The sequence below is a fragment of the Proteus sp. NMG38-2 genome, from assembly GCF_020640995.1.
Lineage (GTDB): Bacteria > Pseudomonadota > Gammaproteobacteria > Enterobacterales > Enterobacteriaceae > Proteus.
Window position 1 is genome coordinate 2,447,252 of the sequence record NZ_CP085481.1, and the last position, 25,152, is coordinate 2,472,403.

Sequence of the window (25,152 nt, forward strand, 5' to 3'; positions counted from 1 at the left end):
ACGTTTTGATACCATGCAAAAACAACCGTAGGAAACTATGATTAAATTCCTTTAAAAACAAATAATTACTTATTTTTAATACCATGTGAGGATCAAAAACTATCACATGGTATCAGTCAGTGTTCATGGCATCTGCTTGCGATAATACCAACTTTAATACCCCATTCAACTTGTGCTTGACGCTGCTAATCAGTGCCAGATACGGCAAGCGTTAAAAACAAAAAAGCCCACTTTTACATGGGCTTAAGTCGTTATTTTGCTAGTCAGTGCCAGCGAGTTCTTATTGGGGGATTATTCCCACTCAATTGTTGCTGGTGGCTTACCGCTAATATCATAAACAACACGGGAAATTCCGCCTACTTCATTGATAATGCGGTTAGAAACACGACCTAAGAAGTCATACGGCAAATGTGCCCAATGCGCAGTCATAAAGTCCACAGTTTCAACTGCACGTAATGAAACAACCCAGTCATATTTACGACCATCACCCATAACACCGACTGAACGCACAGGTAAGAACACGGTAAATGCTTGGCTTACTTTGTTATATAAGTCAGCTTTATGCAATTCTTCGATAAAGATAGCATCAGCACGGCGTAATAAATCACAGTACTCTTTTTTGATCTCACCTAAAACACGAACCCCTAAACCAGGGCCTGGGAATGGATGACGATAAAGCATATCGTAAGGTAAACCTAACTCTAGGCCAATTTTACGTACTTCATCTTTAAACAGCTCTTTTAATGGTTCAACTAAACCCAGTTTCATGTCATCAGGTAAACCGCCCACATTATGGTGTGATTTAATCACATGGGCTTTACCTGTTGCTGATGCGGCTGATTCAATTACATCTGGGTAAATAGTTCCTTGTGCTAACCATTTAACTTGTGGCTGTTTAAGTGCTTCTTCATCGAAAATTTCAATAAAAGAATGACCAATGATTTTACGTTTTTTCTCTGGATCGTTTTCGCCTTTCAGTGCAGTTAAGAAACGTTCTTCCGCTTCAACATGGATAATATTTAGGTCAAATTTACCTTTAAACATTTCCATGACTTGCTCTGCTTCATTTAGACGCAATAAGCCGTTATCAACAAATACGCAGGTTAAACGCTTACCAATTGCACGGTTTAACAATAATGCAGTTACTGATGAGTCAACACCGCCTGATAACGCTAAAATAACGTGATCATCACCAATTTGCTCTTTTAAACGAGCAACTGTGTCTTCAATAATTGCGGCAGAAGTCCACAACGCATCACAACCACAGATATCTAAAATAAAACGTTTTAAAATCGCTAAACCTTGGTGAGTATGTGTTACTTCTGGATGGAATTGAACGCCATAGAAGCGTTTTTCTTCATTGGCCATAATAGCAAACGGGCAGGTTTCAGTGCTTGCTACTGTGATAAAATCTGAAGGGATAGCGGTTACTTTGTCGCCATGGCTCATCCATACATCTAATAATGGTTTGCCATCTTCACTTACTGAATCTTGAATATCGCGGAATAACGCACAAGTCTCACGAATTTCAACTTGTGAATAACCAAATTCACGCTCACCAGAAACTTCGACATCGCCACCTAATTGCATCGACATCGTTTGCATGCCATAGCAAATACCTAATACAGGAACGCCGGCATTAAATACGTATTCTGGTGCTCGAGGGCTGTTATCTTCTGTCGTACTTTCAGGACCACCAGACAAAATAATACCATTAGGATTAAATTCACGAATTTGCTCTTCGGTTACATCCCATGCCCAGAGTTCACAATAAACACCGATTTCACGAATACGACGAGCTATAAGCTGCGTATACTGTGAACCGAAATCAAGGATAAGAATGCGATGATTATGGATATTTGCTGTCATTTGTGGTGAATTCCAAAACAGATAAAGTCATAAAGTTGAAAGGCTTGCTCTGTATTATTACCACAAGCCTTTCTCGGAATAAATTACATACCTAAGCGATAATTAGGTGATTCTTTTGTGATAGTAACATCATGAACATGGCTTTCCTGAATACCCGCACCACTGATGCGAACAAATTCAGCTTTAGTATTTAATTCTTTAATAGTTGCGCAACCTGTTAAGCCCATGCATGAACGTAAACCACCCATTTGTTGGTGAACGATGGTTTTCAATAAGCCTTTATAAGCAACACGGCCTTCAATACCTTCTGGTACTAATTTGTCTGCGGCATTATCAGTTTGGAAGTAACGGTCTGATGAACCTTTAGACATTGCACCTAATGAACCCATACCACGGTATGATTTATAAGAGCGACCTTGAAACAGTTCAATTTCACCTGGGGATTCTTCAGTACCTGCAAACATTGAACCAACCATAACGCAAGCCGCGCCCGCTGCTAATGCTTTCGCAATATCACCAGAGAAGCGAATACCACCATCAGCAATAACAGGAATATTGCGATCTTTTAGTGCTTCTACCGCATCTGCAATAGCGGTAATTTGCGGTACACCAACGCCTGTTACGATACGTGTTGTACAAATTGAGCCTGGGCCGATACCTACTTTAACCGCGCTTACACCAGCATCCGCTAATGCTAAAGCACCTTCTGCGGTTGCAACATTACCACCAATAATAGGTAAGTTAGGATATAAAGCACGAGTATCACGAATGCGTTGTAGTACGCCTTCAGAATGACCGTGAGAAGAGTCAATAAGTAAAACATCAACGCCAGCAGCAACTAATGCAGCCACGCGCTCTTCATTACCTGCACCCGCACCAACAGCTGCACCAACACGTAAACGACCATGTTCGTCTTTACAAGCATTAGGTTTGCGTTCTGCTTTTTTGAAGTCTTTTACTGTGATCATACCTTTCAGGTGGAAGTGGTTATCAACCACTAACGCTTTTTCTACACGTTTTTCATGCATTTTTTGCATAACGATATCGCGTGCTTCACCTTCTTGTACTGTCACTAAGCGTTCTTTAGGTGTCATTACCGCAGTAACAGGTTGGTCTAAATCAGTCACAAAACGAACATCACGGCCGGTAATAATACCAACTAATTCGTTATCATTAGTCACAACAGGATAACCCGCAAAGCCATTGCGTTCAGTCATTGCTTGAACTTCACGTAAAGAAGTTTCTGGTGTTACGGTGATAGGATCAGTGACAACACCACTTTCATGTTTTTTCACGCGGCGAACTTCTTCAGCTTGGCGTTCAATAGACATGTTTTTGTGGATAAAACCAATTCCACCTTCTTGAGCTAATGCGATAGCTAAAGGCGCTTCAGTCACAGTATCCATTGCAGCAGAAAGCATAGGAACATTTAGGCGGATTGTTTCAGTCAGTTGAGTAGACAAGTCGGCAGTATTAGGAAGAACAGTGGAGTGTGCAGGAACTAACAAAACATCATCAAATGTAAGTGCTTCTTTTTTAATTCGTAACATAGCAATATCTCACCAAGGCGGCTTTTAGGAAATAGAAAATATTGCCGCGGAATTATACACACCGTAATCGGTTGCTTCTAGCTTTTTTTCAAAATTTTTATTGATCCTGCCGTAAACTTAGGTAGTATCAATCAATTAAGTCTTTGTTTTAAAATTTGATCTGGCTCACATGACACTACCAATAAACAATAATATTTTTACTGTTAGCCGTCTAAATAAGACCGTTCGCCAATTATTAGAAATGGAAATGGGTCGCATTTGGATCAGCGCTGAAATTTCCAATTTTACTCAACCCTCTTCTGGTCACTGGTATTTTACGTTAAAAGATACTAACGCCCAAATTAGAGCAGCGATGTTTCGTGGGCAAAATAGCAAAGTCACATTCCGCCCTCAACACGGTCAGCAAGTCTTAGTGCGAGCAACAATCACATTGTATGAGCCACGAGGTGATTACCAATTGATTGTTGAGAGTATGCAACCTGCGGGTGACGGGCTTTTACAACAACAGTTTGAGCTATTAAAACAAAAACTTAGTGCAGAAGGTTTATTTGATGCTATTCATAAAAATCCCCTGCCATCACCTGCAAAACAAATTGGTGTTATCACTTCCTCAACAGGCGCTGCGCTGCACGACATTTTAAATATTCTTCGTCGTCGTGATCCCTCTTTACCCGTACTTATCTATCCAACTGCCGTTCAAGGCGCTGAAGCACCTATGCAAATTGTTCGTGCTATTGAACTTGCTAACCGCCGTAAAGAGTGTGACGTCTTAATTGTTGGCCGTGGCGGTGGTTCATTAGAAGATCTCTGGGCATTTAATGATGAACGCGTTGCCCGTGCTATTTTTGCCAGTGAAATTCCTATTGTAAGTGCGGTTGGTCATGAAACTGATGTAACCATAGCTGATTTTATTGCTGACCTTAGGGCGCCAACACCTTCTGCAGCGGCAGAACTAATCAGCCGTAACAAGCTTGAGCTATTGCGCCAATTGCAATCACAACAACAACGCCTTGAAATGGCAATGGATTACTACTTAGCGAAAAAATTACGCGCAATAACACAACTTCATCACCGTTTACAGCAACAGCATCCTCATTTACGCCTTGCTCGTCAGCAAAATGTATTGGCTTCAACACAACAGCGTTTAGTTTCTAGTTTTCAGCGATTATTACAAGCCAAACAACATCAACAAACACAACTACAAAAACGCCTTAATTACCAAGAACCTAGTTCCCAAATTCAAACATTACTTCGTCAACAACAGCTGCTGATTTACCGTATGCGAGAAAGTATTGCACAACAGCTATCTCGTCAACGTGAACAGTTCGCTATTAGTTGTTCTCGTTTAGAAAGTGTGAGCCCTCTCGCAACACTTTCTCGTGGTTACAGTATTAGCGAAACAGAGTCTGGAGAAGTGCTGAAAAACACCAAACAAGTGAAAGTGGGCGATCCATTAAAAACACGTGTTGAAGATGGTTGGATCACCAGTGAAGTGGTGAAAACACAAAAGATAAGAGCAAAACGCAAAGCAACTGCTAAAAATAACAATTAGGTCAAATCAAGTAATTTAAGATTTATATAAATACAAAAGAAAACGGCATCCAAATAATATTGGTGCCGTTTTTTATTATTTATATTTTAAGATAATCATTACGTTATATTAAAAACGCACCTCTCCTGCAAAAAGGTAGCTTCGTCCTCGAGCAGTTTGAGTATTACTTCCTGGATCTTGCATCATTGGCGCTGAATTACTTCTATCAAGCGCATTAGAATAGTTTTTATTCATTAAATTATGTACTGCGAATTTCAAAGAAATATTTTTATTAATTTTGTAATTACTATAAAGATCAATAACGGTTGGAATATTATCTTGTTGCACCATAGGGACTTTACCCGTATCAAAATCAACACCTTCAGGTGAAGATTTACGTGATTTACCTGTGATTTGGATCACTGTTCCTAGTTCTAATGACCGATCATCAAAGAAGCGGACACCTGTATCAATCGAGGCATAATATTTTGGTAATTCAGAAGCCGGCGTTTGCCCAAAATCAGTACTGGCGATTGAGGTCGGCTGTGATGTGCGCTGATCGCTATAAGCAAGGGTTGCGTAAAACACGCCCGCATCATAATTGGCTTGAAGCTCATAACCGCGCAAAGTTACAGGCTCAAGGCTATTGGTATACAGAAAAATATTGCCGTCATATTCTATGCCTGCATAATCTTCATCCGTTAAAGAACCGTCATTTTTACAACGCACACCACCTTTACAAACAAAATAAGAATCACTAGAGATGTAATCTTTAATTTTTGTGTGATACCACAATCCTTTAAATCGTAAGCTGTCACCTTCAATAATTAAATCTGGGCGATAACTATTGAAACCAATTTGAACGGTATCTGCCTTTTCACTTTTCAAAAATGGATTCATTGAAGCGCCACCTTCATTGGCAAAGAAGATCTCTTGCGATGTTGGTGCTCTCATTGTTTGAGCATAGCTGACAAACGGCTGAAATTCAGGAATAATTTCAGCCGAAAGTAGCATTCCTGGATCCCAATTTCTATCATGACGATTAACATTCATTTCACCTTCAGGGAAGCAGGCAGCGGTTGGATCACAAGCAGGTTTACGCCCTTTAATATGATAATCCACATAATTTAAATTTAGGTCGAGAGTATAAATATCGTATTCAAATTTCATTTGTGAAAAGAAACTGGTTAAATCATTTTTTCCTTGAGGTGCAAAAGAGTTATATTCAACCATGTTTTGTGATTGCCAAGGATCAGTAGAAGGCGCAATAACACTACGTTTATATTCTGTTGACATTAATTTAGAGCCAAGCGTTAATGCCATATCTAATTCACCATAATTAAAGCGACTGGTATTTTTCGCCACTAATGAATCAGATATATTTTTGGCATTCGCTTCTCGTAAACTCACAAGAGAATCACCCTCAAATTTTTGTGATGCTTGGCTGTGACTAAGCAGAACTTCACTATCAAATAAATCATTTAATGGTGTATAGCGATATTTTGCATAATAATCTTTGGCATCAATTTTGCGACGATTAAAATTGTTGTGATAAAAACGACCACTTAATTCTAATTCATGTGAATCATTGGGTTTAATATTTATTTTAGTCAATTCTGAGTGTGGTCTTTGATTAAATTCTTTACTTGTCGCAAATTCTTCACTATTAAAACCTGCACCATTTTTATAAGAAGACTCTATTTTGTGTCCACTTAATGCAAGCATTGCACCAACAGTACCATTATCATTAAATAAAGAGCGTTGCCCGGCAAAGGCGACCATGCCGTTATAACCTAAACCGTTTGTACCACCAGCGGCTTTACTTCTTACTCCCCATGAATTCCCTTCAAATAAAACATCCTCGACACCAATTGTTTTAAAATTAGCGCTACCGGCTAAAGCATTGATGCTATTTTCACCATCTTGTTGACCGCGAGAAATATCAATTTTAATAATAAAATTCGGATCAATCATCGTATTAAATTGATTATAAGGTTGTGCACCATGAGCATATTGACTAGGTGATGTGCTATACATCGTTTGTGTGACACCATCCACCATCATATTAACGCGACCAAAACCACTAAGCCCGCGAATATTGACACTAACACCAGGTTGGCTTACATCCATTTGAGTATACGTACCTGGCGTTGAGCGTAATGTTTGTTCAACTGATTCGAGATTATTAATTTCACCAATAGAGCTATAAGCACCGGGTTTTCCCAATGCTTTTTGTTCTGGTGTTTCTTTTTGTGCTGATGAGACTTTTAAACTACTAAATTGAACTGCTTTATCTGTTTCAGATGCGATGACAAGATGATTAACACCCGAAAATAATATAAGAGTGCTAAGTATTTTCCTTGTAAATTTCATAATAAACCTATTCTTTATTTTTATTTAAATAGGCTCACTTTGCTTTATATAAAAAACAAAAAATAAGAAATAATATTATTATTGTTATATAAACTTAAATAATAGCACTGCCTCTCTTAAAGAGAGACAGGCTGATTTTATTAAATTTATTTGTTTTTACATACTAATCTAGTTAATATTTTGAGCTTTAAAATAAACTTTCGGTTGTTCTAACATCAGAATAAAAGCATATTCTTTTGCAGTATCACGTAAACGATTAAAACGTCCTGATTTACCGCCGTGTCCTGCACTCATATTAGTATCAAGTAATAATAGATTATTATCCGTTTTTAATTCACGTAATTTAGCAACCCACTTTGCAGGCTCCCAATATTGTACTTGTGAATCATGTAATCCTGTAGTGACTAATAAATGAGGATAAGCCTTAGCAACAACATTATCGTATGGGCTATATGATTTTAAGCGGAAATAAACGTCTTTATCAGCAGGATTTCCCCACTCTTCATATTCCCCTGTCGTTAATGGAATTGAAGCGTCGAGCATTGTTGTCACAACATCAACAAATGGAACTTGAGATACAACACCACGGTATAATTCTGGTGCCATATTCACAACAGCGCCCATTAATAAACCACCGGCACTACCACCCATTGCGTAAACATGTTTAGGTGCTCCGTAACCTTCGGCAATTAGATATTTAGTGGCATCAATAAAGTCAGTAAAAGTATTAACTTTATGTTCCATTTTACCTTGGTTGTACCAACGTTTACCTAATTCACCACCACCACGTACGTGAACAATCGCATAGACAAAACCTCTGTCTAACAAACTTAAACGAGGTGAGCTAAATGATGGATCAATGCTACTACCGTAAGAGCCATAACCATAAATTAAGATAGGATTTTCGCCTTTCTTAAATAAGTCTTTGCGATAAACCAATGATACGGGAACTTCAACACCATCTTGTGCTTTTACCCAAATGCGCTCACTTTCATACAAATCACGTTCAAAGCCTTTCACTTCTTGTTGTTTAAGCAGTTGCTTTTGATGTGTTTGCATATTCCATTGATAAGTTGAAGATGGTGTTGTCATGGATGTATAACCAAAGCGAAGCTCTTCACTATCTGCTTGAGGATTAAATCCTAACCATGCCATATAAACAGGATCGTCAAACGTGACATTAGTTGATTGACCTGTTTTCCAATCAATTTGGCGTAATGACACTAGGCCTTGTTTTCTTTCTTCCACAACCAACCAGCGATTAAACAGATCAAAACCTTCTAAATCGACATCTTTTTGTGGCGCAATGACGGTTTTCCAAGGTTTATCGATTGATGCTGTTTTATAAAGACCAAACAATTCACTCTCATGATTCGAACGAATATGATATCGACCATTAAAATGGTCGATATCATATTCGCGCCCTTCTTGACGTGCAGAGAAGATAACCATCGGTTTTTCTGGTGCATTCGCATCAATTAAGCGAGACTCTGAGGTTGTTGAACTTTCAATAGAGACAAGAATGTAATCTTCAGATTTGCTTTTACCCATCCATGTATAAAAGCGATCGTCGTTTTCTTCAAAGATTTTGACGTCTTGTTTGCGATCAGTGCCATATTGATGGCGATAAATTTGATAAGGTAGTAGCGTTTGCGGATCTTTATCAACATAAAATAGTGTTTTGCTATCATTTGCCCACACTAAGTTTGCTGAGATATTGGTTAACACATTCTCTTTCCATGTGTTATCTGACAAATCTTTATAGGCAACATTATAGTTTCTGCGCCCTTCTTTATCTTCTGCAATCGCTATACGTTTGTTATCTGGGCTGATAGTCAGATCACCTAATTGATAAAACTCATGTCCTTTAGCACGTTCGTTTCCATCAACCAGAACTTCCCATTCACTCTCGCTATTAACTGGCTTACGCTGATAAATAGGGAAATCTTTACCTTCTTGGTAAATAGTACGATAAGTATAGCCATTATAAATGTAAGGCACTGACTCATCATTTTGAGCCATGCGGCTCACCATTTCATTAAAGAGTGTTTCTTCTAATGCCTTACCTTCTTTCATTACAGATTCGGTATAGGCGTTTTCAGCATTAAGATAATCAAGCACTTTAGGATCTTGGCGTGAATCATCTCTTAGCCAATAATAATTATCAGTACGTGCATCGCCATGTTCTGTCATCACATGAGGCACTTTGTTCGCTTTTGGTGGCGTCACTAGGGAGTCCTTTTGATTTTGAGCCAATGCAGGTGTTGTTGAAATTAACAAAGCCATGATCGCACTCGTTAATTGCAACGTCATCCGTTTTTTTGTTGCGACTAGCATAACGTTTTATTTCCTTTTTAACCTGTCGTTAGAACGTTAGTGTAGAAAACTCAATTGGCATTTCAACCATTATTTTACCTTTCGACAATAACTCCATTGGCGGTATCGGTAAGGGCTCAGCGCGTTTGAGTACTCTTTGTGCTTCTCTATCTAAAGAACGCACACCACTACTGAGAATTAATTCACTCGATATGACATAACCTTGTTCATCAACAATAAAGCGCACTTTAGAAATCCCCGTTCTACCTTTGCTTTTTGCTTCTTCAGGATAGGCTTTATAGCGATTAAGGTGTCCTTTTGTTTTAGCTTGCCATAATGCTAATGCGCTTTCTGAACTATCCGAATCACTGTCATAATTTGCACTAACATCATTAGATTGCTGTCTCGCCGCGGAGCGACTACTTGAAGGTGCTGATTGGCTAGACACATTTTCACTCATAATCGGTGCAGGTTTTACAGGAGAGGTAACAGGAGTTACTTTAGCCGTTTGCTCTACATTGACCCTTTTTTTGGGTTTTTCGATCAAAATATCAGCATTTTCATTCACAATAAGATCAGGCTGCTTTTCAGCAATATCTTGCTCTACCTTTTTTTGGCTTGCCACTGCCAGTTGTTGATCGACCCCTACAACCTGTTTTTCATCACTGAGCGCTTGTACATTTTCACTTAAGCTCATCATTACAGCTAATTCAGGCTCTTGTATTAATACCGTATTTTCTTTATTGAGAAAAAAATAAGCCATGACAAAAACAGCGTGTACACCGATAGCCAAAATTAACGCTTTAGAACTGCAAAGCTGAAATTTTGGCATTTGATCCATACAAGAGGAAATAAGCATAATTGTGTTATCAATAAATTAAGGTAATGCGACAGGTGTTATCCAAAGATAATCGGCATGAACTGGAGTGATATCACTTCCCTCTTCCGTCATTATCACGACTGTCACGTTTTCATTCGGCGCTAAATCAGCAACGTGTAAAGGTACACCCATTATTTTTGTGGCATGAAAAGAGCCAGCAATTAAAAGTGCAGGCGTAGGAGCATCCAATAAACTTTTCGCCATTGCACGATCTCGCAATTGCTGAATAACCGTCATTTTTTCTGCTTGTGTTTTATCAAGCGCACCGCCATGAGAAAGTTCGATTGTTTTTTGAATAAGTTGACGAACAGATGCATCAGTTGAATGTACACCTTCAATAATAGGCGGATTTTTATACGCACTAGATATTTCACTGCGATCAATATTGGCAGCTAATAAAGGATAATCAGCGCTTAGCCCTGCTTTAACAATATTGCCATACCATTTCCAAGGCCAGCCTGAATTCCATTTTAATGCCGCCATTAGGCGTTCATCCCGTAGATATTCAGAACCTGAATAACGTTTCTTTGTATTATCAACTAAGGATTGCTGGCTTGGTGTTAACATCTCGAGTAAAACAGCGCCTTGAGGGCGCTTTTTAGGTAGTTCTGTCATTAACCAATATTCAATATCATGATGATAAGCATTGTCATGTTTTTCACCAATGATCACACGTGATTGGCTTGCTAACCGTGTTAGCAATATATCTGCCGTGATAGATTGCCCAGTTTGAGTATCAATAATGTTTGCCGACTGAATAATTGTCAGATCTACAGTTGATACAGGTTGCTTTTCTATTGAGTGACAAGCTGAAAGACTTATTAATGAAACTAGTAGTAAGATCCTTTTTGATATTGAGAAAAACATAATCGTCCTATTAGTTATATATACCTATTTTAGTTGAGCGCATAGGTTAATATTGTTACTAATAATTATCAATATCATTCTTATATTTATTTGCATTTAATGCTTTTATATCTATTTCAATGGCATAAAAAAAGCGCCTGATAAAAGGCGCTTTATGTGTAAAACAATTTGATTATTAACAATTAATTTTGCGATTGTGCTTGCGCTTCGACAACAGCTAATGCCACCATATTTACGATACGACGTACTGATGCAATTGGCGTTAAAATATGAGCTGGTTTAGCGACCCCCATTAAAACAGGCCCCACAGTCACACCATCAGAACTAGTTACTCGTAATAAGTTATAACTAATACGTGCCGCTTCCATTGTTGGCATAATAAGTAAATTCGCAGAGCCTTTTAATGGGCTATCAGGCATCACATCACGGCGAATAGACTCTACTAATGCCGCATCAGCATGCATTTCACCATCAATTTCTAATTCAGGTGCGCGTTGTTTGATAATTTCTAACGCTTTTCTGAGTTTAATTGATGATGGACTATCAAAAGAGCCAAAACTTGAGCGAGAAACTAGTGCGGCTTTTGGTTCAATACCAAAGCGACGAATGGTGTCCGCTGCCATGAGAGTAATATCCGCCAGTTGTTCGGCTGTTGGATCTTCATTAACATAAGTATCTGTAATGAAAGTATTACCGCTTGGCAGTAACAGTGCATTCATTGCTCCTGCCGTTTCCATACCTTCACGTAAACCAAACACATTTTTATAGATTTCGAAGTGCTCTGCATAGCTCCCTACTGTACCGCAAATCAAGCCATCCGCTTCACCTCTACGCACCATAATGGCACCTATAAGCGTTGGATTACCAATCATTGCGCGACGAGCTTGTTCTTGAGAAACACCACGACGTTTCATAATTTGGTGATATTCTTGCCAATATTCTTTGAAACGTGGGTCATTTTCATTGTTCACTACTTCAAAATCTTTGCCCGCTTGAATATGTAAACCTAGTTTTTGAATACGCATCTCAATTACACTAGGGCGACCAATTAAGATTGGAGTTGCTAAACCTAATGTAACGAGTTCTTGTGTGGCATGTAATACGCGGTTTTCTTCACCTTCAGCTAACACAATGCGTTTTTTCTCTTTTTTCGCTTGAGAGAAAATAGGTTTCATAAATAAGTTAGTTTTATAAACAAACTCATTAAGATGTTCGATATAAACCGAGAAATCTTCAATTGGGCGTGTTGCAACACCCGAATCCATTGCCGCTTTTGCAACTGCTGGTGCAATTTTTACAATTAAGCGTGGATCAAACGGTTTTGGTATAATGTACTCTGGACCAAAAGAGAGCTCTTGATCACCATACGCTGAAGCGACTTCTTCGTTTTGCTCTGCCAGTGCAAGCTCTGCAATAGCATGTACACATGCGAGTTTCATCTCTTCATTAATCGCAGTCGCACCAACGTCTAAGGCGCCACGGAAAATGAATGGGAAACACAATACGTTATTAACCTGATTTGGGTAGTCCGAACGACCTGTACAGATGATCGCATCAGAACGTACCGCTTTTGCTAGTGGTGGTAAAATTTCAGGCTCTGGATTTGCAAGCGCAAGAATAAGTGGATCACGCGCCATTTTTTTAACCATTTCTTGTGTTAATACACCAGGCCCTGAACAACCTAAGAAAATATCAGCATTATTAATAACATCATCTAATGTGCGCGTACCATTGTCTTCAATCGCATAGGCAGCTTTGGTTTCTGCCATATTAGCTTCACGACCACGGTAGATAACTCCTTTTGAGTCACATACTGTGATATTTTCACGTGTTAGCCCTAAAGCGACTAATAGATTCATACAAGCGATAGAAGCTGCACCTGCCCCTGATACCACTAATTTTACTTTACTGATATCTTTTCGAATAATACGTAGACCATTGAGGATCGCCGCGGTTGAGATAATTGCTGTACCATGTTGATCATCATGGAAAACAGGGATATTCATTCTCTCGCGCAATTTTTTCTCAATGTAGAAACACTCTGGTGCTTTAATATCTTCGAGGTTAATACCACCAAAAGTAGGTTCTAATGAAGCAATAATATCAACAAGTTTATCAGGATCCGTTTCATTAACTTCAATGTCAAAAACATCAACACCAGAAAACTTCTTAAACAAAACGCCTTTACCTTCCATTACAGGCTTACCGGCTAAGGCCCCAATATTTCCAAGTCCAAGCACTGCTGTACCATTTGAAATCACCCCAACAAGATTACCTTTAGCGGTATAGCGATAAGCAGCAAGAGGATCAGCTGCAATTTCTAAACAAGGTGCTGCAACACCCGGCGAATAAGCTAATGCTAAGTCACGTTGGGTAATTAACGGTTTTGTAGGTGTTACTGTGATTTTGCCTGGTACTGGAAATTCATGAAAATCTAGAGCGCTTTGTTTTAATTTGTCTTCCATCTTCATATCCTTTGTATCAATAGGGTAAGGGCTTCGTTAGTATAATGGTAATGGAGCGTTAAATCATGACGGCTCCGACACTTTTTTCAATTTAGTAAGCTAGAACACACTGATCTTTTTTGCTGATTTTTATCGCTACAAAAGCTTATAAAACGACCTACTCAGCTCTTTTAGGCATTGAATGATATTAATAGTGATCACTTAAAATAAAAACAGCCATAAAAAACAGCCCTCTGGGTTCGATTAAAAGGCGTTTTACTCATTTTAATGCGAATAAAAACTGACCATCAAAGGTCAACACACTCTAAATTTGTTATATACAATTAATACCTAGTTATAGGTATATTATTAACGTCATTTAATTTTCCCCACTGTAATAAACTCGAACAGAAAAAAGACAATATTTGTTTATTATTTATCAGATATTAAATTAACATTTAAAATAATTAAATTTTTTATATTGTTTAAAAAAACAATAACTATTTTCGCTTGTTGATTATTTTTTAAATAGGCTCATTTCTATACAACTCATTGTAACTATAAAGATTTTATAGAATTAGATTTTTTGTTAGGCGTTTTGGTTATTTTCTTTTTTACCCGTAACAATAATTGGTGTAATATTGCCAACCGTCAATTTTATTTTCTTATTGTTTTAATAAGATGTCTGATTCTAATTTTTATTCCTCATTTGGAATTTACTTTTTTATTTTCTACTTTTGGAAAGATTACGCACATTATTATTTTTTTTTAGGGAGAGGGGTTATGCCTAGCTACTCAATTATGATAGTGGATGATCACCCTATCATGAGATATGGATTACGGCTATTGTTAGAAAAAGACAAGGATTTTGTCGTAGTAAGCGAAAGTGGCAATGTTCAAGAGGCTGTAACCGCTGCAAAACAATTAAATCCAGATTTAATTATGATGGATTTAAATCTACAAGGGCGTTCAGGTATTGATGCTATTCGGACACTTCGACGTTCTGGTTTAACATCTTACGTTCTTGTTTTATCCGTTTCTGATTCACGCAACGATGTTTATGCTGCGTTGGATGCAGGCGCAAACGGTTATCTTTTAAAAGAATGTGAATTAGATATGCTGCTACTAAGCTTGCGTAAAGCGGCTGTTGGGCATCCTGTTTATAGCGAGCGAGTTTGGCAATATATTCAACTTAGACAAAACTATTCTGATCCACTTTCAGCTCTTACGAAAAGAGAACTTGATGTCCTTCATGAAGTGTCAGTTGGTATGAAAAACAAGCAAATTGCTGAAAACTTATTTATTTCTGAAGAAACAGTGAAAGTTCACATTCGTAACATTTTAAAGAAACTGCAAGTTACTTCTCGTTTAGCTGCTAGTCTTATTCTTATTAAGCACCAGTATTAAACGTTTTACCCCGACACTGGGTCGGGGTAATCAGAGTTATTAATGAATATTTGGCTTAAATATGTATTAAGTCATTCATTACTCAATAGGAACAGGGTAACTTAATACTTTAAAATGGTTATCTGGCATTTTTTCAATATTTAACTGATAGAGCTCCCGATTAATTCCATTTATGACAATATCAAGTTCACTAAAAGCGGATTGTATTTCCTCATTAGTTGCCCATGAAGGAATGCCTTTTACACCATAATAGAAATAAATTTTACTTTTACCTGATCCTATCGGTTGGATCTCTTTTATTTGGCTAATAAACAGATGACCATAGCAGAAGTCTTGGTAAGGTTGCCACGCTGTGCGTCCTTTTTCACTGAGATTGAACACCCATTCTTCTCCATTTGCTGTTTGTTCAATTAATCCAGCCTCAACTAATGCATGCATTCTTTCTAACACCCAAGGTGCATCATCTTCATTGCTATATACAGGCCATTTCCCTTCGCCCAAACACAATAAATAATCACTGTTAAAAAAAGCTTCTAAGGCTATTTTATACTCATCAACTTTTTGACTGTCATTTTCTTCATCTGCCCAGCTAAAAGAAGAAAGTAAAAGTAATATAAGACTCAGTGAAATACTTTTCATATTCTCTTTTACCAACGGAAATCTTTATTCGTATTTGTATTACTCTACGCTACACAATTCGTTACACTAACGTGACAGTTTAATATCCGATATATTTTATAATGTAAATAGGATTTTTCACTACAACAAAAGCTGTTATTTTGAAATTGTATAACACTCATTCTCATCAATACTAATATTACGTATTGTCATATAAGGAAAATATCATGTCCACGACAAACCTGACATATACCATGTACGGCATAAAAAATTGCGATACAATCAAAAAAGCACGTAAATGGCTAGATGATAATCATGTTCCTTACGCGTTTCATGATTACCGCAAAGAGGGTTTGACGGAAGCATTATTACGCACCTTTACAGAAAACTTAGATTGGCAGACACTTGTGAATAAAAGAGGAACAACTTGGCGCCAATTATCTGATGAAGAAAAAAATGCAATCACGGATGTTACCTCCGCTATTTCACTGATGTTAGATAAACCCGCTATCATTAAGCGCCCTATTCTTGTCTCATCAGATAACCGCTTTATTGTCGGTTTTAATACTAATGACTATTTGACCTTTACAGGAGCCTAATATTTATGTCCTGTCCTGTTATTGAACTTGCACAACAATTAATTTCACGTCCGTCGATAAGCCCTGACGATCAAGGTTGTCAACAATTGATTATTGATAGGCTAGCTCCTCTTGGTTTTACTATTGAAAGAATGCCTTTTGGTGAAACAGAGAATTTATGGGCTTGCCGTGGTGGTGAGGGCGAAACTCTGGCCTTTGCTGGTCATACAGATGTAGTTCCTACTGGTGATCCTGCATTATGGGAACAACCACCATTTGAACCGTCAATACGTGATGGCATGCTTTATGGGCGCGGTGCTGCTGATATGAAAGGTTCTCTTGCCGCAATGATTGTTGCCGCAGAACGTTTTGTTCGTTCTTATCCTGATCATCGTGGACGGCTGGCTTTTTTAATTACCTCCGATGAAGAAGCAAAAGCAGCAGATGGCACAGTGAAAGTTGTGCAATCTTTGATGTCACGAGGCGAACGTCTCGATTATTGCCTTGTCGGTGAACCTTCAAGCCAACATCAATTAGGTGATATGGTAAAAAATGGCCGTCGTGGCTCAATAACAGCGAATTTATTAATTCAGGGTGTACAAGGGCATGTCGCTTACCCTCACCTTGCAGAAAATCCTATTCATACTGCATCCCCTTTTATTCAAGAATTAGTCAATACGGTTTGGGATGAAGGCAACGAATTTTTCCCAGCAACAACCATGCAAATTGCCAATATTCATGCAGGTACTGGCAGTAATAATGTTATTCCTGGTGAGTTGTTTATCCAATTTAATTTCCGTTTTAGCACCGCAATTACTGATGAAGAAATTCGTCAACGTACAGAAGCTTTATTGCAAAAACACCAACTTAGTTATCATTTAGAATGGTCTTTATCAGGTCAACCTTTTATTACTGGTCAAGGTAAATTGCTTGAAGCGGTTCGCTATTCTGTTAAACATTATACCAATTTAGAACCAGAGCTCTCCACCAGCGGAGGCACTTCTGATGGGCGATTTATTGCTCAAATGGGAGCACAAGTTGTTGAGTTAGGCCCTGTGAATGCAACTATTCACAAAGTGAATGAATGTGTCAATGCGGCAGACTTACAGCAACTTAGTCGAATTTATCAGCGAGTGATGGAGCAACTTATTTTATGATAACACCTCTAATGTTAACGGGTCGTTCTACCGACCATTTGGTCACTTTATCAGGCCAACACCGTTTACAATTTAATGCCACTAAAGCGTTTTTAGCATTACAGCAACAAGCAACAAAAGCAGGTTTTAAATTAATGCCAGCCAGCTCTTTTCGCGATTTTAATCGCCAACTGGCAATATGGAATGGCAAATTTGAAGGAACGCGCCCTGTCTTAGATGCACAAAGCCAACCAATAGATATTCATTCACTATCAGAAGGTGAGCGTTGTACTGCTATTTTAAAATGGTCAGCATTGCCGGGAGCAAGTCGCCACCATTGGGGAACTGAAATTGATATTTATGATCCTTTTCGCTTACCTGAAGGACAATCATTACAGTTAGAGCCTTGGGAGTATGAAGACGGAGGCTATTTTGCAGAGCTTAATGAGTGGTTAACGGAAAATATGTCAGCATATGATTTTTATCGCCCTTTTACTCATAAAGAGAGCGATATTGCTTACGAACCTTGGCATATCAGTTATTGGCCTCTATCTCATGAAGCCTCACTTGCTTACACACCTGAAATTCTTAAATCAGTGTTAGAGGAAGAAGATATTTATGGTAAGCAGTGGTTATTAACGAATCTTGACGAGATATTTTCACGTTATATTGTTTTGCCTGAATAAAATTATTTCTCACATGGGGCTTCTTGTTGATCGTTTACAGGAAGTCTCCACATAAAAATTAATAAACAAACTAGGATCATGAGTAATAATATTCTGACCCATAGCATTGATACTAACCACAGTGAAATCGCAAAAGTAATTAAGATCACTAAGATAGCTTTAGGTTTCGCCCCTTTAGGCATGGCACGATAAGTTTGCCAATAACGTAAATAAGGACCAAACCAAGAACGGTAAAGCAACCAATGATGAAAGCGTGTTGATGAGCGTGAAAAACACCATGCAGCAAGTAATAAAAAAGGTGTTGTGGGTAATACAGGTAAAATAACACCCAGCGTGGCTAATCCAACACATAACCAACCTGCTATAATCAATAATATCCGTTTCATACTGTGCTTTTCCAACTTATGCTGTATTTGGTTATTTTATAGCGTTAAATAAAAAAGATCCTCATTCTCAATAACGATTTTAAAACAGAAGGTTTATTTATGCACTGGTTTGCTGACTATTGGTGGGTTATTTTAATTCTTTTGGTGGGAATTATTATTAACGCAATTAAAGATATGAACAAAATCGATCCTAAACAATTTCTTAAAAATAAGCGGAAATTACCTCCACACCGTGATTTTAATGATAAATGGGATGATGAAGATGATTGGCCTAAACAAAATCAAAACAAGAAGGATGAGAACAAGTAGCTAACCACTGTTGATAATGCGATGTTAATTGAGGATCTCTTTCAGCCATTAATTTTGCGCATTGTTCTCTTAGTTGCTTAGCTAAGACTTTTTTTCCTGATAAAGAAAACTCAGCTACACACTGTTCAACTGTTTTATTTTCTACAAAAAAAGCCACCAATAACGGGTAGTGTTGCTCATAACCTACCAAAAAGTTGGCAACACTCTCATAAACGGTGAGCTCCGGACGATGAGCAAATGCGAAACCTGCCATCATTAACCAAGTATCTTGTGGTGTAGCAATATGATGGGGTAGCAATTTCATTGATAAACAGATGCCTGTTTGCTGTTTTATCTTCTGATATTGCAAAGCAAAAGCGCTTAAAGACGAGCGTAATAACTGTTCACCTTTTTCTGTTAGTGGATAAATTGCCATTGCGGCATAACATCCACTACTTGCCTCTTTGTGTACCCCTAATCGTACTATTTGAAAGCCACATTGCATCCAAAACTGCGCTAAAACTTCAGTGTAACCAAAGCTCACTGAAAGGTAATCAATAGCCTGTTTTTGGCTCTCTTTTACAATATTAGTTATTAAAGTTGCGGCAATTTTCTGACGTCGATATTGAGGCAAAACGGCAATTCGACTAATACGCAATGAGGTTAAACACACCGCATCTGGCGTTAAACCATAGGTGACTAATGATTGTGCAAGTAGATTACCTCTAGGCCTACGAGTACCCAGCCATACCTCATAAGCAAGTTTGAAAGGTAACCCCCCTTCTTCAATACACCACACGGCACCTACAATTTTTTTATTGATTGTCGCTGACCAATAACGCTGTTTTTGGCCATCAAGTAAACGCCGTAGATCCAATGGTGTTGTTCGATAATGCGCACTAGTAAGAAGTTGATAAAATCCATGTAATTGTGGAATATTATTATGCCAATTTCCTTGAAGCTGCTGGATATCGACTTCACCTTGTTGCTGGCGTTCAAAATCATATTCAGGTTCATCAAGCAATAACAACTGATTAAGCCAATTTTCTAATGGACAATCTTTAGCCCAACGGATTGGTGTTTGTAATTGATAGATGCGTAAATTGGGAATGTTATCTCCTAATTTAAGCATAAAACCGCGCCCTGTTCCCTCATAACCTTGTACTGTGGTTGTCATTAACACATTAGGAAAATAACCACACAGCACTTCTAATTGTGCAATTGGTAGAGAAGCAGCTTCATCAATGATCAACCAATCACTTTGAATTGCATTATTTTTGCACAGAGCTAATAAATTATCAGGAGAGTAAAATGAAATGACTTTGTTGGTATGGGAAGATAAAACATCAGTGCTATTTTTAGCTGGTGCACAAACTATCACATTACCTTGACATTGCTCGATAAACATACCAGCAAGCGCAGATTTCCCACGTCCTCTTGGTGCAATAACACTCCAAACACCAGATGTCGATATAAGCAAATTATCTAAAATCACTTGCTGCTCTGTGGTTGGTTCACCTTGTGGAAGCACCCAAGGTTTAGTTTTTTCTATCATTGTAGGCAATTTCAATAATGTTGATTGTTGCCACACAATCACTTGACCACCACCCAACGTGATATCTTTTAACCATCCCATAAAATTTGGTGTTGAAAGTATACCTTGAGCATCATTCCAGCGCTGACTATCGTTATCTATGTAGCGATCCCAATTATCAATATCGGGTAAGCACAGGATCAATAAACTACCAGCTTTTAATGTGCCCGTTAACATCGCTAAAGCATCGGTATTAAATCCCTCATTAGCATCAAAAACAGCATGTAGAAACTCTCGTCCTAGCAAACGAATAGCGTGCGCTGGTAAAATAGCATTAGGTTTACTGGAGGAAATCGTTATCCAATCACCTTCGCATAACTGGGTAATTTGCAGGATCTGTTCTGCTTGCCATGTTGGATCGCCCGCTAATAGCAGTAATTGACGCTGCCCAAATCGCGCTAACTTTTGTTGGTATTGATGCAAATGGGAGAATGACACTACTAGGATTTACCAATTAATAACGAAAGAATACCAGCTGCAATTAATGGCCCAACTGGAACACCTCGGAAAAGCGCTACTCCAATCACCGTTCCCACTAATAAGCCAGCAACTGTTGAAGGCTGGTTATTCATTAAAGAAACACCTCTAGCGCCTAACCAAGAAACAGCAATACCAATAGCAATCGCTAATAGTGATTTCCAATTTAAGAATGAATTAAGAACTTCTTGTCCTGATATACGCCCCGTTGCAATGGGTGTCATTACGCCAATGGTAAGAATTAAGATACCTATGGTCATGCCATATTTTTCAACAACAGGAAAATATTGGTTTAATGGTGTAATTTTAATAACTAACAAAGCCAGCATAGCTAACGTTACAGTCATATTATGACTAATAATGCCGAGCCCAACGAGGACCAGTAAAATTAATAATGAGGGATCAACATTGCTCATGTTTGTTCCTAACCCTTTCTCTTTATAGTGTTAATTGTCTTTTATTTACCAAATAATGGTATTAGTTCAAAGACGAAGAAGCAAATGTATCGCAAGATTTGATACTACCGCTGTTATAGCCACGCATAAACCAAGTTTTTCGCTGTTCTGCGGTGCCATGTGTAAAGCTATCAGGAACTGCATAACCTTGCTGTTGTTGCTGTAATTTATCATCACCAATAGCTTGCGCTGTTTTAATTGCCGTTAATACATCACTTTCATCAATACGGCCTTCACCTGCAATAAAATGCCCCCACATTCCCGCAAAGCAGTCAGCTTGTAGCTCTAATTTTACAGATAAACGATTTGCTTCTGCTTTTGAGCGAGCCATTTGTTGTTTTTCACGCATTTGAGTTGTAATGCCTAATAAATGCTGAACATGATGACCAACTTCATGAGAAATAACATAACCTTGGGCAAATTCGCCACCACCACCTAAGCTATTTTTCATTTCATTATAAAAAGAGAGATCAAGATAGATTTTTCGATCAGCGGGACAATAAAATGGCCCCATTATTTTTGTACCAGTTCCACATTGTGTTGTTGTGCTATTGGTATATAGCACGAGTTTAGGATCACTATATTGTTTTCCTGCTTGTGCAAAAATTGTCCGCCAGAAATCTTCAGTACTGGCTAAAATAACACTACTAAAATCGGCAGCTTCATTATAAAGTGCGGTTTGTTGCTCATTACGTTGTGGGGCTTGATTGTTGCCCCCCGTTAACGTGTTAAAATCAAATCCCATAAAGCTGGCGATAACTAAAACAATAATTATTATAAAACCATATTTAGTACGCAGTAAAAGTGCAATTAATCCTAATGGGAGATTGCCACCACCAGATGCAGAGGAAGGTTGCCCCCTTCGGTCTTCTACATTATTACTTCTTCGGCGATCATTCCAACGCATAACTTATCCCCACTAGTTTAATAGGCTAATTTATCTTTATTATGAGTAAATTTATCACTTGATTTGAGATAATAACAAAAAATTGCCATCTCTATTCCCTATTTTTTAAGAGCAAGGTAATAGAGACTATTAGAGAAAATAACTCAACACACTCTAGTCATTTCATAATAGAATTCTTATTCCTAATCATCGTATTTTTTGTTAACACATTGAGATCTTAATGACTCGGACCCAACGCTTACTCACTTTATTACAAATTTTAAAAGAAAACCGTTATCCGATAACTGCTGAAGCGCTCGCTGATAAATTACACATAAGTGTACGGTCGATTTATCGTGATATTGAGTCTCTACGTGATCAAGGTGCTGAAATTACGGGTGAAGCAGGTATGGGTTATCAATTAAAATCAGGATTATTACTTCCTCCATTAACCTTTGATATTAATGAATTGGAGGCCCTTATCTTAGGGTTACGTTGGGTTGAAAATAATACAGATAACGAATTAAGCTACTCGGCATTACGTGCAATTAATAAAATTAATGCCGTGGTCACAACACAGCATCAAACATTACTGGAAAAAAACACGTTATTTGTTCCTACAAACCGAATTATTGAAGTTAACCACACTATTGCTAAAGATTTACGTTTAAGTTTGCGTGAAGAGAAAAAAGCGAAGATTGATTATAAAGACGCTCAAAAACAATTAAGTCATCGTATTATTTGGCCGATTGCGATTGGCTACTTTCAAGACTCACAAGTCATTGCTGCATGGTGTGAATTGCGTCAAAGCTATCGCCATTTTAGACTTGATAGAATTATTTCTTATGATGTATTAAGTGATAATTTACCTTATCCAAAAAGTTATTTGCTCGATAGATGGAAAAAAGAGATCCTCAAAGACACTCCTGACAATAATTGACACTCAACTTCCGTAATATCTTCCTTACTGTTCATAGTTTAGCTATTTCAGTTTAAATAACATCATATTAATCAACACAGTAAGGAAACATCATGAGTGAACTTATTCTTTATACTAATACAATGTCTCGCGGTAACACAGTTGAGCTTTTCTTAAAAATATTAGATGTGCCTTATCAGCGTGTTGAATTAGAATATGGCGAACCAATGCGTACCCCTGAATATCTTGCCATTAATCCAATGGCAAAAGTTCCTGCATTAGTTGATGGCGAAATCGTCGTTACTGAGTCTGCAGCTATTTGTGCTTATTTAGCGGATAAGTTTATTGAGAAAGGATTTGCACCTGCACTAAATTCCCCCGAACGTGCAGCTTATTATCGTTGGTTCTTTTTTACCGCAGGACCCATTGAAGCGGCATTTACAGTCAAAGATCTCGGTATAGAGTTGAATGAAGAACAACAAAAATCCTCTGGTTTTGGTTCATTTGAACGAGCCTTTCATTGTTTAGAAACGGGGCTAGCTAGTGCTAATCCTTATATTTGTGGCAAAAATCTGACTGCCGTTGATGTGTATGTAGGTTATTTCCTTATATTTTTGTGCAAGTATGCACTTATCCAGCCTACACCACTGATTAACCAATATATTGATAGCCTTGCACTTAATAATGAAATTAAACAATTATTAGAAAGCTTAGGATTACGATAAATTTTCTTATTATTAAACGTAATTCAATTAAGCTATCACCATAGTTGCTTAGTAGCATTGCTATATTTGTTTAATATATTTCATTTAAAATGCTTCTATTAAGACAAAAGGTCAGTTTTTAAGCTGACCTTTTCTAATTACATCTTGTTTAACTTGACGTAATCGTTTGCGTATTTAGTCTAAAGAAACACCGATTCGACGTGCAACTTCTTCGTATGCTTCAATTAATCCGCCTAAGCTTTGACGGAAACGATCTTTATCCATTTTATCTAAGGTATTTTTATCCCATAGACGGCTACCATCAGGAGAGAATTCATCACCTAATACAACTTTGCCGTGAAATAGACCAAATTCGAGTTTAAAATCGACTAAAATAAGTCCTGCTTTATCAAACAATTCACTAAGGACATCGTTTGCTTTATAGCTAAGACGTTTCATTTCTGCGAGGTTTTCTTTAGATACCCAATTAAAGGTTTCACAATAAGATTCATTCACCATAGGATCATGACGTGCATCATCTTTTAAGAATAAATCAAAAATAGGTGGGTTTAAAAGCATACCTTCTTCAACGCCTAAACGTTTAACTAATGAGCCAGCCGCACGATTGCGGATAACACATTCAACAGGCACCATATCGAGTTTTTTGACTAGCACTTCATTATCAGAAAGCAAACGTTCCATCTGCGTTGGGATACCCGCTTCTTCCAGTTTATTCATAATGAAATGGTTAAATTTATTATTTACCATGCCTTTACGATCAAACTGTTCAATACGTTGGCCATCTAACGCTGATGTATCATTTCTGAATTCAAGGATAAGAAAATCAGAAGATTCAGTGGTATAGACTGTCTTGGCCTTTCCACGATACAACTCAGCTTTTTTCTGCATCTGACACACTCCAAAGATGTGATAGGTTTAACAAGAAATTTGCTTCCCATACTCTACTCTAGATTAGATAAAAAAGCTTTTAAAACGTGAGAACTATCACTAAAAAATCTTGAAGATAACGTACTGATAACAACACTGTTTATAGACAATAAAAGCAAATTATTAGCTTTAGCATTAAAAGTAACAATAATTAACCACTAAAAATAATAAAAAGAATTTCTATAATAAAGTATAGAATATAGATAATATAAAAAATCAAAATAAGAATATTTTTAGTTT

21 protein-coding genes are annotated in these 25,152 nt (G+C 37.7%); 8 read left to right on the top strand and 13 right to left on the bottom strand.

Going from position 1 to position 25,152, the window contains the following annotated elements; genetic code table 11:
- Nucleotides 1–291 precede the first annotated feature (291 nt).
- Both guaA and guaB read right to left on the bottom strand, forming a co-directional pair.
- Nucleotides 292–1,869 carry a glutamine-hydrolyzing GMP synthase gene (gene guaA / locus LG402_RS11680; protein ID WP_227335486.1) on the bottom strand — a complete coding sequence of 526 codons (1,578 nt, stop codon included), beginning with the start codon at nucleotides 1,867–1,869 and terminating at the stop codon, nucleotides 292–294.
- An 83-nt stretch (nucleotides 1,870–1,952) separates the two neighbouring features.
- On the bottom strand, nucleotides 1,953–3,419 hold the full coding sequence (gene guaB, locus LG402_RS11685; protein WP_109398397.1) for an IMP dehydrogenase: 1,467 nt from the start codon (nucleotides 3,417–3,419) through the stop codon (nucleotides 1,953–1,955).
- A 169-nt stretch (nucleotides 3,420–3,588) separates the two neighbouring features.
- Between guaB and xseA the strand changes: the two genes are divergently transcribed.
- Nucleotides 3,589–4,971 (top strand): exodeoxyribonuclease VII large subunit, encoded by a 1,383-nt coding sequence (gene xseA / locus LG402_RS11690; RefSeq protein ID WP_227335488.1) that lies wholly within the window; start codon nucleotides 3,589–3,591, stop codon nucleotides 4,969–4,971.
- A gap of 108 nt (nucleotides 4,972–5,079) precedes the next feature.
- On the opposite strand, the gene LG402_RS11695 is transcribed toward xseA, so the two are convergent.
- From LG402_RS11695 to maeB, 5 genes are all read right to left on the bottom strand, one after another.
- Entirely contained in the window at nucleotides 5,080–7,323 is a 2,244-nt protein-coding gene (locus tag LG402_RS11695; RefSeq protein WP_227335490.1) for a TonB-dependent receptor, read from the bottom strand.
- 168 nt (nucleotides 7,324–7,491) lie between these two features.
- Nucleotides 7,492–9,660: a S9 family peptidase gene (locus tag LG402_RS11700; RefSeq protein WP_227335491.1), complete on the bottom strand. Its 2,169-nt coding sequence runs from the start codon at nucleotides 9,658–9,660 to the stop codon at nucleotides 7,492–7,494.
- Nucleotides 9,661–9,688: 28 nt separating this feature from the next.
- Entirely contained in the window at nucleotides 9,689–10,471 is a 783-nt protein-coding gene (locus LG402_RS11705) for an energy transducer TonB (RefSeq protein ID WP_227335492.1), read from the bottom strand.
- 45 nt (nucleotides 10,472–10,516) lie between these two features.
- Nucleotides 10,517–11,386, bottom strand: coding sequence for a ChaN family lipoprotein (locus LG402_RS11710; RefSeq protein ID WP_227335494.1), 870 nt, complete (start codon nucleotides 11,384–11,386; stop codon nucleotides 10,517–10,519).
- 182 nt (nucleotides 11,387–11,568) lie between these two features.
- Complete coding sequence (gene maeB, locus LG402_RS11715; RefSeq protein ID WP_166540551.1) at nucleotides 11,569–13,851, bottom strand: NADP-dependent oxaloacetate-decarboxylating malate dehydrogenase; 2,283 nt, start codon at nucleotides 13,849–13,851, stop codon at nucleotides 11,569–11,571.
- A gap of 762 nt (nucleotides 13,852–14,613) precedes the next feature.
- On the opposite strand from maeB, the gene LG402_RS11720 reads away from it, so the two are divergent.
- Nucleotides 14,614–15,237 carry a response regulator gene (locus tag LG402_RS11720; RefSeq protein ID WP_166540552.1) on the top strand — a complete coding sequence of 208 codons (624 nt, stop codon included), beginning with the start codon at nucleotides 14,614–14,616 and terminating at the stop codon, nucleotides 15,235–15,237.
- Between the two features lie 78 nt (nucleotides 15,238–15,315).
- On the opposite strand, the gene LG402_RS11725 is transcribed toward LG402_RS11720, so the two are convergent.
- Nucleotides 15,316–15,876, bottom strand: a complete 561-nt coding sequence (locus LG402_RS11725) for a hypothetical protein (protein WP_109407709.1) — start codon at nucleotides 15,874–15,876, stop codon at nucleotides 15,316–15,318.
- 206 nt (nucleotides 15,877–16,082) lie between these two features.
- On the opposite strand from LG402_RS11725, the gene LG402_RS11730 reads away from it, so the two are divergent.
- The 3 genes from LG402_RS11730 to LG402_RS11740 are packed head-to-tail and all read left to right on the top strand — an operon-like array spanning nucleotide 16,083 to nucleotide 18,255.
- Nucleotides 16,083–16,454, top strand: a complete 372-nt coding sequence (locus LG402_RS11730; protein ID WP_072068406.1) for an ArsC family reductase — start codon at nucleotides 16,083–16,085, stop codon at nucleotides 16,452–16,454.
- A gap of 5 nt (nucleotides 16,455–16,459) precedes the next feature.
- Nucleotides 16,460–17,590 (top strand): succinyl-diaminopimelate desuccinylase, encoded by a 1,131-nt coding sequence (dapE, locus tag LG402_RS11735; protein WP_109407710.1) that lies wholly within the window; start codon nucleotides 16,460–16,462, stop codon nucleotides 17,588–17,590.
- The gene (locus tag LG402_RS11740; RefSeq protein ID WP_166540553.1) at nucleotides 17,587–18,255 is read left to right on the top strand and encodes a M15 family metallopeptidase; all 669 of its coding nucleotides are present in this window, start codon (nucleotides 17,587–17,589) and stop codon (nucleotides 18,253–18,255) included. The genes dapE and LG402_RS11740 overlap by 4 nt, the downstream gene beginning before the upstream one ends.
- 2 nt (nucleotides 18,256–18,257) lie before the next feature.
- Here the strand turns inward: LG402_RS11740 and LG402_RS11745 are convergent, their stop codons facing one another.
- Complete coding sequence (locus LG402_RS11745; RefSeq protein ID WP_109407712.1) at nucleotides 18,258–18,641, bottom strand: DUF454 family protein; 384 nt, start codon at nucleotides 18,639–18,641, stop codon at nucleotides 18,258–18,260.
- Between the two features lie 99 nt (nucleotides 18,642–18,740).
- Between LG402_RS11745 and LG402_RS11750 the strand changes: the two genes are divergently transcribed.
- Nucleotides 18,741–18,950 (top strand): YpfN family protein, encoded by a 210-nt coding sequence (locus tag LG402_RS11750; protein ID WP_036936107.1) that lies wholly within the window; start codon nucleotides 18,741–18,743, stop codon nucleotides 18,948–18,950.
- On the opposite strand, the gene LG402_RS11755 is transcribed toward LG402_RS11750, so the two are convergent.
- The 3 genes from LG402_RS11755 to LG402_RS11765 all read right to left on the bottom strand — a co-directional run bounded on the left by LG402_RS11755 (nucleotide 18,913) and on the right by LG402_RS11765 (nucleotide 22,362).
- Nucleotides 18,913–20,961, bottom strand: a complete 2,049-nt coding sequence (locus tag LG402_RS11755) for a tRNA(Met) cytidine acetyltransferase TmcA (protein WP_227335496.1) — start codon at nucleotides 20,959–20,961, stop codon at nucleotides 18,913–18,915. The genes LG402_RS11750 and LG402_RS11755 overlap by 38 nt on opposite strands.
- A 2-nt stretch (nucleotides 20,962–20,963) precedes the next feature.
- Nucleotides 20,964–21,416: a DUF441 domain-containing protein gene (locus tag LG402_RS11760; RefSeq protein ID WP_227335498.1), complete on the bottom strand. Its 453-nt coding sequence runs from the start codon at nucleotides 21,414–21,416 to the stop codon at nucleotides 20,964–20,966.
- 61 nt (nucleotides 21,417–21,477) lie between these two features.
- Entirely contained in the window at nucleotides 21,478–22,362 is an 885-nt protein-coding gene (locus LG402_RS11765; RefSeq protein ID WP_227335499.1) for a neutral zinc metallopeptidase, read from the bottom strand.
- Between the two features lie 220 nt (nucleotides 22,363–22,582).
- Between LG402_RS11765 and LG402_RS11770 the strand changes: the two genes are divergently transcribed.
- Both LG402_RS11770 and LG402_RS11775 read left to right on the top strand, forming a co-directional pair.
- Complete coding sequence (locus LG402_RS11770) at nucleotides 22,583–23,281, top strand: helix-turn-helix transcriptional regulator (RefSeq protein ID WP_109407715.1); 699 nt, start codon at nucleotides 22,583–22,585, stop codon at nucleotides 23,279–23,281.
- Nucleotides 23,282–23,373: 92 nt separating this feature from the next.
- Nucleotides 23,374–23,985 (top strand): glutathione S-transferase family protein, encoded by a 612-nt coding sequence (locus LG402_RS11775; RefSeq protein ID WP_227335501.1) that lies wholly within the window; start codon nucleotides 23,374–23,376, stop codon nucleotides 23,983–23,985.
- Nucleotides 23,986–24,159: 174 nt separating this feature from the next.
- On the opposite strand, the gene purC is transcribed toward LG402_RS11775, so the two are convergent.
- The gene (gene purC, locus LG402_RS11780) at nucleotides 24,160–24,873 is read right to left on the bottom strand and encodes a phosphoribosylaminoimidazolesuccinocarboxamide synthase (protein WP_072068417.1); all 714 of its coding nucleotides are present in this window, start codon (nucleotides 24,871–24,873) and stop codon (nucleotides 24,160–24,162) included.
- Nucleotides 24,874–25,152 lie beyond the last annotated feature (279 nt).

Excerpts from the sequence above, each read along its gene's own strand:
- LG402_RS11745 (WP_109407712.1), bottom strand. The coding sequence starts at position 18,641 with ATGAAACGGATATTATTGATTATAGCAGGTTGGTTATGTGTTGGATTA.
- guaB (WP_109398397.1), bottom strand. The coding sequence starts at position 3,419 with ATGTTACGAATTAAAAAAGAAGCACTTACATTTGATGATGTTTTGTTA.
- LG402_RS11700 (WP_227335491.1), bottom strand. The coding sequence starts at position 9,660 with ATGCTAGTCGCAACAAAAAAACGGATGACGTTGCAATTAACGAGTGCG.
- LG402_RS11725 (WP_109407709.1), bottom strand. The coding sequence starts at position 15,876 with ATGAAAAGTATTTCACTGAGTCTTATATTACTTTTACTTTCTTCTTTT.
- LG402_RS11770 (WP_109407715.1), top strand. The coding sequence starts at position 22,583 with ATGACTCGGACCCAACGCTTACTCACTTTATTACAAATTTTAAAAGAA.
- LG402_RS11775 (WP_227335501.1), top strand. The coding sequence starts at position 23,374 with ATGAGTGAACTTATTCTTTATACTAATACAATGTCTCGCGGTAACACA.
- purC (WP_072068417.1), bottom strand. The coding sequence starts at position 24,873 with ATGCAGAAAAAAGCTGAGTTGTATCGTGGAAAGGCCAAGACAGTCTAT.
- LG402_RS11760 (WP_227335498.1), bottom strand. The coding sequence starts at position 21,416 with ATGAGCAATGTTGATCCCTCATTATTAATTTTACTGGTCCTCGTTGGG.
- maeB (WP_166540551.1), bottom strand. The coding sequence starts at position 13,851 with ATGGAAGACAAATTAAAACAAAGCGCTCTAGATTTTCATGAATTTCCA.
- LG402_RS11765 (WP_227335499.1), bottom strand. The coding sequence starts at position 22,362 with ATGCGTTGGAATGATCGCCGAAGAAGTAATAATGTAGAAGACCGAAGG.
- LG402_RS11720 (WP_166540552.1), top strand. The coding sequence starts at position 14,614 with ATGCCTAGCTACTCAATTATGATAGTGGATGATCACCCTATCATGAGA.
- LG402_RS11750 (WP_036936107.1), top strand. The coding sequence starts at position 18,741 with ATGCACTGGTTTGCTGACTATTGGTGGGTTATTTTAATTCTTTTGGTG.
- LG402_RS11730 (WP_072068406.1), top strand. The coding sequence starts at position 16,083 with ATGTCCACGACAAACCTGACATATACCATGTACGGCATAAAAAATTGC.
- dapE (WP_109407710.1), top strand. The coding sequence starts at position 16,460 with ATGTCCTGTCCTGTTATTGAACTTGCACAACAATTAATTTCACGTCCG.
- LG402_RS11710 (WP_227335494.1), bottom strand. The coding sequence starts at position 11,386 with ATGTTTTTCTCAATATCAAAAAGGATCTTACTACTAGTTTCATTAATA.
- LG402_RS11705 (WP_227335492.1), bottom strand. The coding sequence starts at position 10,471 with ATGCCAAAATTTCAGCTTTGCAGTTCTAAAGCGTTAATTTTGGCTATC.
- guaA (WP_227335486.1), bottom strand. The coding sequence starts at position 1,869 with ATGACAGCAAATATCCATAATCATCGCATTCTTATCCTTGATTTCGGT.
- LG402_RS11740 (WP_166540553.1), top strand. The coding sequence starts at position 17,587 with ATGATAACACCTCTAATGTTAACGGGTCGTTCTACCGACCATTTGGTC.
- xseA (WP_227335488.1), top strand. The coding sequence starts at position 3,589 with ATGACACTACCAATAAACAATAATATTTTTACTGTTAGCCGTCTAAAT.
- LG402_RS11695 (WP_227335490.1), bottom strand. The coding sequence starts at position 7,323 with ATGAAATTTACAAGGAAAATACTTAGCACTCTTATATTATTTTCGGGT.